The following is a 6,519-nucleotide window of genomic DNA, read 5'->3' on the forward strand; positions in this document are numbered from 1 at the left end:
TGCGCCCCGCCAACGACTATGTCCGCGACTTCATCGCCAATGTGAACCCGCTGTCGGTGCTGACCGCCTGGAACGTGATGCGCGACCGTCGCGACCTCGAGCAGGGAGAGGACGGCTGGGTGTGGCTCGACCGGCGCAAGACGACGCGCTTCAAGATCGACGATCACGGGCTGGTCGCCGCTGCCGAACGCGACGGCAAGCCCGCGGTGTGGGTGTCATGCGCCGATGTCGAGAGCCAGCCCGAGGAAGCAGCGCAGGTGTTCTGGGCCAATCCCGGCACCTCGCTGAAAACCGTGATGCTGGCCATGCACCGCTCGCAGACCGCGCCCGTGGCGCTGTTCGACGACCAGTCGCGCTTCGTCGGCGCCATCGGCATCCGCGATGTGCTGAGCGCGGTGCTGCGAAGGTAGTTTTCGCTGGCGGCATGCTGGCCGTCGTCCGGAAAAGCCTACGCCGCCAGCGGCAGGTGCAACTCGGTAAGCAGGCCGCCGCCCGGATTGTTGGACAGGCGGATATCGCCGCCGGCGGCGCGCGCAATGTTGCGCGCGATGGTGAGGCCCAGGCCGAGGCCGCCGGTCTGGCGGTTGCGGGACTGTTCGAGGCGCACGAAGGAGCCGAACACGGCGTCGATCTGGGCCTGCGGTATGCCCGGCCCTTCATCGCGGATGGCCAGCGTGATCGTCTTGTCCGACCGGCTGACGCTCAGATGCGCCTTCTTGCCGTAGGTGACGGCGTTCTGCACCAGGTTGGTGACGCAGCGTTTCAGCGCCACCGGGCGCGCCATGCAGATCAGGCCGCGCGAGCGCGTGTCTTCGTCGAACGAGACGTCAGGGTATGCGTCGGCGATCGATTCCACGAGCGACCAGAAATCGATCCGTTCGCTCTTTTCCTCGGTCACCTCGAAGGTGGCGAAGTCGATCACCGAGCTGGCGATGCTCTCGACGTCGGCGAGATCGTGAGCCAGCGCCTCGCGGACCGCTGATTTGCGCAGCAGCTCCAGGCGCAGCCGCATCCGCGTCATCGGGGTGCGCAAATCATGCGCAAGGGCCGCCGCCAGATGTTCGCGGTCCTCGACATATTCACGCAGCCTGGCCTGCATGGCGTTGATCGCCCTGGCGGCGGCGCGCACCTCGCGGCTGCCCGATTCGCTGATCGGCGGGCTCTTCAAATCCTTGCCGATCCTGTTGACGGCTGTTTCCATCATCCGGTAGGGCGCCGTCAGCCGGCGCAGCGACCAGATCGACATGATCACCACGAGGCCGGCTATCAGCGAATAGAGCGGCAGGCTGTCGAAGCTGAGGATCGGGCCGACCGGCGTGATCGGCTCGGTGAAGTTCAGCCATTGGCCGTCGGCGAAGCGCAGCGACGCGGTCAGCTTGTCGCTCTGGGCGAAATCGGCGGCGAGCACCAGCAGGTCGCGCTCCACCTGGCCGATATCGGGACCCGGCGCCGAACCGCTGGAATCGTCGGCCTCGCGGGTCGCCGGATCGCGCCGCACGCGCGCGTCGGTGATGCCGAACTTCGACAGCCGGCCTACAAGGATGTCCTCGAGCTCGGCCAGTTCGTCGTCGCTTGCGATCGACGAGGTGACCGCGGGCGTGTCCGTGACGGTGAGCGCGTAGGTCGAGTTGAACAGGCCGCTTGCCGTTGCCTTGCGTTCCGCCGGCGTGGCGTCATGCATGAGCTGCACGAGGGAGAAGGCGCGGTCGTTGAGGCGGTAGAGGTCGACCACGTCGTTGGCGGCGGCGCGGTCGCGCGACACGATATACAGCGTTGCCACCTGGCTGATCAGCAGGCCGGCGATGACGATCAGCAGCACCCAGACAGGCAGGGTCTGCGGCAGGAACCGTTTCATTCGGACGTCGTCTCGGGCAGGAACTGGTAGCCGCCGCTGCGCACCGTAAGGATCAGCTTGGGGTTTTTCGGATCGTCTTCCATCTTGCGCCGCAGGCGGCTGACCAGGATGTCGATGCTGCGGTCGAAGGAATAGTCGCTGTCGCCGCCGGACAGTTCGATGAGCTGGTCGCGGGTCAGCACGCGTTGCGCGCTTTTGACGAAGGTCTGCAGCAGGTTGAATTCCGCCATGGTCAGTTCGACCCTGACATCGTCGGGCGCGATGAGCCGGCGTCGCGAACAGTCCATCGTCCAGCCGGCGAAGCGGTAGATCTGCTTGGTGCTGGCGCGCCTCGGCTCGGCCGCGCCGTTGCGCCGCAGCACGGCGCGGATACGTGCCAGAAGCTCGCGCGGGTCGAAAGGCTTCGGCACGTAGTCGTCGGCGCCCATCTCCAGGCCGACCACGCGGTCGGTCGTCTCGGTGACGGCGGTCAGCATGATGATCGGCGTCGAATACTGGGCGCGCAGGTCGCGGCACAGTTCAAGCCCGCTCTTGCCGGGCAGCATCACGTCGAGAACGATGAGATCAACCTGGGTGCGGCGCAGGATGGCCTCCATCTCGATGCCGTCCGCGGCGACCGATGTGCGCAGGCCCCGCTTCTGGAAGAACTCCTGCAACAGGTCGCGAATGCCCTTGTCGTCGTCCACGATCAATATGTGTGTGTCGGATTTCACAGCGGTCCTGTCACGGTTGGTGGTCAAGCCATGCTCGGTTGGTGAGCCACACGATAGAATTCAGGCCATATGTTGGCCAGTGGCGATGACGGGTCATGCCCGGCCCGGCCGGACACAATCGGGAAACAAAATTCTACAATCCGGAAAAACTCCCGAAAAAGTTCAAAGGCATAAGCGGTGTTGTGGCGGTCAGGTCATCGACCGCGACTTCTATCTCCGGGTTCACGGATAAACCGATGCCAAGGTTGTCTATCAGTTTGTTGGGTGTGCTGCTGGGCGTTTCGCTCGTCACCGCCGCTGTCGGGCAATCGGATGCAAAGGTGGCTCTCACCCGAAGCGAACGTTGCACCAACCTTAGCCGCCAATTTGATGAAGCCCTCGAAACCCACGCCGCGGCAACGCAGGTCACCGCGGCAAAGGCACTTCAAAGAAAGGGAAACCGGTTCTGCGCCAACAAGAAACAGGCACAGGGCATCCGGATGCTCGCAAACGCTTTGAAGCTGCTTGGAGTGACACCGAACGACCCGGTTCAGTGACATCGCAAACTCGACCCGCATAAAAGGAAAATGAAGCCATGAAGAAGTCCATCCTCTCCGCCACCGGCCTTGCCGTCGCTCTCGCCTTCTCGATGCCGTCCCTCGGCAACGCGGCTGCCACGACGACCGCTGCTCCGGCCGCTTCCACGACGACCACCGCTCCGGCTGCCACCGCGCCCGCCAAGATGGCTCCGAAGAAGGTCGTGAAGAAGGTCAAGAAGCACAAGAAAGCCGCCCAGAAGGCCGTCAAGAAGGACGCCCCGAAGGCTTGATCCAGGCCGGCATGGCCCTCCATGCCAGCCTCGTGACAAGGCCGCTCCAGCCGCTTTCAGGGCTGGAGCGGCCTTCTTCCTGTCAGACCCCTCGAAGGCCGGCTGGCGCCGTCGAGGGTGCCGTTAGCGATCCGATATCCGGAGCCTGTCGGCAGCTCCGTCTTGATCTGTTGACCCGTTCGCAACCCGGTCTCACAGGACATCCGCATGAAGAAGCGGCTTTCGTCCATTCTGCGCTCCATGGCGCTCGGCGGCCTGGTCGCCAACGGCCTTGCCAGGGCGTTGATCCTCATGACCGCGAGCCCGGTCCCCGATCCGGCCAGCTTGCGCACCGAACCGTCAGTGTTCGCGCCGGCGATCTCCACCCATTGGAATTACATCACACCGGTACAGGCGTGGCTGCTGATCGTGCTCACCGGCGTGACGCTGATCTGCGTCGTCGCCTGGCCGATCACGGCATGGCTGGAAAGTCGCGCTGATGCGGGCGGCAACAGGCTTCGGCCGGACGCGCAGTCCGGCACGATGATGCGGTATGGCCGCCATACGTTGGGCCGTCAGGACCGTTGAATGGCGGCGAACATTTCCCACATGTGGGGTGACGGGCCGGTTGACGAGTTGCGCGTCGTTGAAAATGGACGATCGCCTTTGCCCATGGCAAAGTGCTGAAAAAGTTGTCGATCGCGAAACTGTCGGTTCAAATGCCTGAAATCACCTCCAAGCCGCGCGTCGAGGTCAAGCCGCAGATCGAGCGGCCGAAGCTCTACAAGGTCATTCTGGTCAATGACGACTTCACGCCGCGCGAATTCGTGGTCACGGTGCTCAAGGGGGAGTTCAAGCTCAGCGAGGACCAGGCGCACCGGGTGATGATCACCGCGCACCGCCGCGGGGTCTGCGTCGTGGCCGTCTTCACCAAGGACGTCGCCGAGACCAAGGCGACGCGCGCCACGGATGCCGGCAAGGCCAAGGGCTATCCCCTGATGTTCACGACCGAGCCGGAGGAGTAGGGGCGGGCGGTTTCCCTTCTCCCCCTGCGGGAGAAGGTGGCCGAGCGAAGCTCGGACGGATGAGGGGTGTTCCAGGGAACGCCAACGTCTCACTCCGCTGGAACACCCCTCATCCGTCTCGGCGCTGCGCGCCGATCCACCTTCTCCCACAGGGGGATAAGGGAGAAGTCAGCTGCTACCGCCCCTCGCGGTACCACATCGAGCCCATCGCCAGCAGCAAAAGGCCGAGGCCGAGGAAGCCGCCGAACAGCGGCACGCGTGAGACGGCCTTGAGCACGCTGTCATCCGTGGTGCGCAGGCCGATCCAGTCGATGCCGGAGGCATCGCCCGACGAGCGCACCGGCACGATGGACGGCAGGGTCACGTCGCTCCCAAGGGCCGTGGACGACGCCAGCCGGCGCACGCTGCCGCCCGTGGCTTCCGCCGGCGCCCTCAACCGGTTTTCGGTCGAGACGACGTCGGCGAATTCCGGCGCGTTGACCGGGCCGACATGGGCCAGTGCGGTCAGTTCGCCATTGGCGACCTGATAGAGGCCGATCTCGCTGGTATCGACGCTGCCGAGGAAGACGCCGGGCTCCGACTTCTCGAGCTTGACGGTCATCGTCCTGCCCGACGGGGTGATGATCTGCGCGGGACCCGGATCATCGGCCATCGTCTGGCGGCGGATCTCCAGTACCATGCCGCGACCGTCGGCGGTCAGGCGTTCTTCCTCCAGTTCCGGTTCCTTCATCAGCCAGTGGGCGATGCGCCGGTAGAGCTGGACATGCGGGCCGCCACCCTCGAAGCCCCGCGCCCAGAGCCAGCCCTGGTCGGACAGCAGCATGCCGACGCGGCCTTCCCCCTTGCGGTCGAGCAGCAGGAGGGGCCGGTTGTCGGCGCCCTTCATAACCACTTCGCCCTCGGGATTCTGCACGCCGATGGTGCGGAACCAGCGGCTCCAATGCGGCGGCTCGGTGGCGGACCCGTCGAGACCGCGCGTCACCGGATGGCGCTGGCCGAGCTCGGTGAGGCGCGGATAAAACGCCTTGTCGATCACCTCGCCGGTCGGCATTGCCGGCAGGGCGGACATCAGCGGCGTGCGCGCGATGGAGCTTTCGCCGGCATATTCCGGCCCGGCCGCGATCAGCAGCGCGCCGCCCTTTTCGACATATTCGGAGATGTAGTCGTAATACAGGATCGGCAGCACGTCGCGATGCTGGTAGCGGTCGAAGATGATCAGGTCGAAATCCTTGATCTTCTCGACGAACAGCTCGCGCGTTGGAAAGGCGATCAGCGACAGTTCATTGATCGGCGTGCCGTCCTGTTTTTCCGGCGGCCGCAGGATGGTGAAGTGGACGAGGTCGACCGAGGCGTCGGATTTCAGGAGATTGCGCCAGGTGCGCTCGCCGGCATGCGGCTCGCCGGAGACGAGCAGCACGCGCAGATTCTCGCGGATACCGTCGACCAGCGCGATGGCGCGGTTGTTGGTGTCGGTCAGTTCGCCCGGCTCGCGATCGATGGCAAGCTCGACGATGTTGCGGCCGGCGCCCGGAATGGTGACCTGCAGCGGCATCGGCTGGCCGACGGTGGCGTGCTCGACCGCGACCTGCTCGCCATTGACCGAGACGCGGACATCGACCGGGCCTGTCTCGTTTTCGGTCGAGATGACGCGATAGGTCATGTCGAGTGGCTTGCCGACGATGCCGAAGCGCGGCGCGTTCTCGAACCGTATGCGGCGATCCTTTTCGTGATCGTTGCCGGTGATCAGGCCATGCAGCGGGGCGTTGAAATCGGGCGCGCCGGGAGGCGCGTCATGCACCTCGCCATCCGTGATCATGATGGCGCCGCCGATCCGCGAAGGCGGCACGTCGCGGAAGGCGCCTTCGAGCGCGCCGAACAGCCGCGTCTCGGTGCGCTCGTCGGCGGCTTCGGATTTGCCCGCCTCGACGACGCGCACGTCGAATTGCTTGAAGCGGCCAAGGCGCTGCTGCAGTCCGGCAACGGCTTCATCGGTCTGCCTGGTGCGGTCGCCAATGTCCTGGCTCTGGCTGCGGTCGACGATCAAGGCGACGACGCTCTTCAGCGGGTCGCGCTCTTCGTTGAGGAACACCGGGTTGAGCAAGGCGGCGGCGAGCGCCAGCAGGGCGACGAAGATCGGAA

8 protein-coding genes are annotated in these 6,519 nt (G+C 65.2%); 5 read left to right on the top strand and 3 right to left on the bottom strand.

What is annotated here, in order from left to right; translation table 11 throughout:
• On the top strand, positions 1–410 hold a 410-nt coding region (locus tag WC739_RS23780), incomplete at its 5' end, for a CBS domain-containing protein (RefSeq protein ID WP_372955440.1).
• Between the two features lie 38 nt (positions 411–448).
• Here WC739_RS23780 and WC739_RS23785 read toward each other — a convergent pair.
• Together WC739_RS23785 and WC739_RS23790 are read right to left on the bottom strand one after the other, a co-directional pair.
• Positions 449–1,855 (bottom strand): ATP-binding protein, encoded by a 1,407-nt coding sequence (locus WC739_RS23785; RefSeq protein WP_372955441.1) that lies wholly within the window; start codon positions 1,853–1,855, stop codon positions 449–451.
• A complete protein-coding gene (locus WC739_RS23790) occupies positions 1,852–2,568 on the bottom strand; it encodes a response regulator (protein ID WP_372955446.1) in 717 nt (238 codons plus the stop codon). The genes WC739_RS23785 and WC739_RS23790 overlap by 4 nt, the downstream gene beginning before the upstream one ends.
• Positions 2,569–2,804: 236 nt before the next feature.
• Here WC739_RS23790 and WC739_RS23795 point away from each other — a divergent pair, with 236 nt between their 5' ends.
• The 4 genes from WC739_RS23795 to clpS all read left to right on the top strand — a co-directional run bounded on the left by WC739_RS23795 (position 2,805) and on the right by clpS (position 4,380).
• Entirely contained in the window at positions 2,805–3,104 is a 300-nt protein-coding gene (locus tag WC739_RS23795) for a hypothetical protein (RefSeq protein ID WP_372955447.1), read from the top strand.
• A 38-nt stretch (positions 3,105–3,142) separates the two neighbouring features.
• On the top strand, positions 3,143–3,376 hold the full coding sequence (locus WC739_RS23800) for a hypothetical protein (RefSeq protein ID WP_372955442.1): 234 nt from the start codon (positions 3,143–3,145) through the stop codon (positions 3,374–3,376).
• Between the two features lie 207 nt (positions 3,377–3,583).
• The gene (locus tag WC739_RS23805) at positions 3,584–3,943 is read left to right on the top strand and encodes a hypothetical protein (protein WP_372955443.1); all 360 of its coding nucleotides are present in this window, start codon (positions 3,584–3,586) and stop codon (positions 3,941–3,943) included.
• Between the two features lie 131 nt (positions 3,944–4,074).
• The gene (clpS, locus tag WC739_RS23810) at positions 4,075–4,380 is read left to right on the top strand and encodes an ATP-dependent Clp protease adapter ClpS (RefSeq protein ID WP_372955444.1); all 306 of its coding nucleotides are present in this window, start codon (positions 4,075–4,077) and stop codon (positions 4,378–4,380) included.
• A 175-nt stretch (positions 4,381–4,555) separates the two neighbouring features.
• Here clpS and WC739_RS23815 read toward each other — a convergent pair.
• Positions 4,556–6,519 (bottom strand): hypothetical protein (locus WC739_RS23815; protein ID WP_372955445.1); only part of this gene is annotated, 1,964 nt, incomplete at its 5' end.

It is taken from the genome of Mesorhizobium sp. (genome assembly GCF_041661565.1).
Classification (GTDB): domain Bacteria; phylum Pseudomonadota; class Alphaproteobacteria; order Rhizobiales; family Rhizobiaceae; genus Mesorhizobium.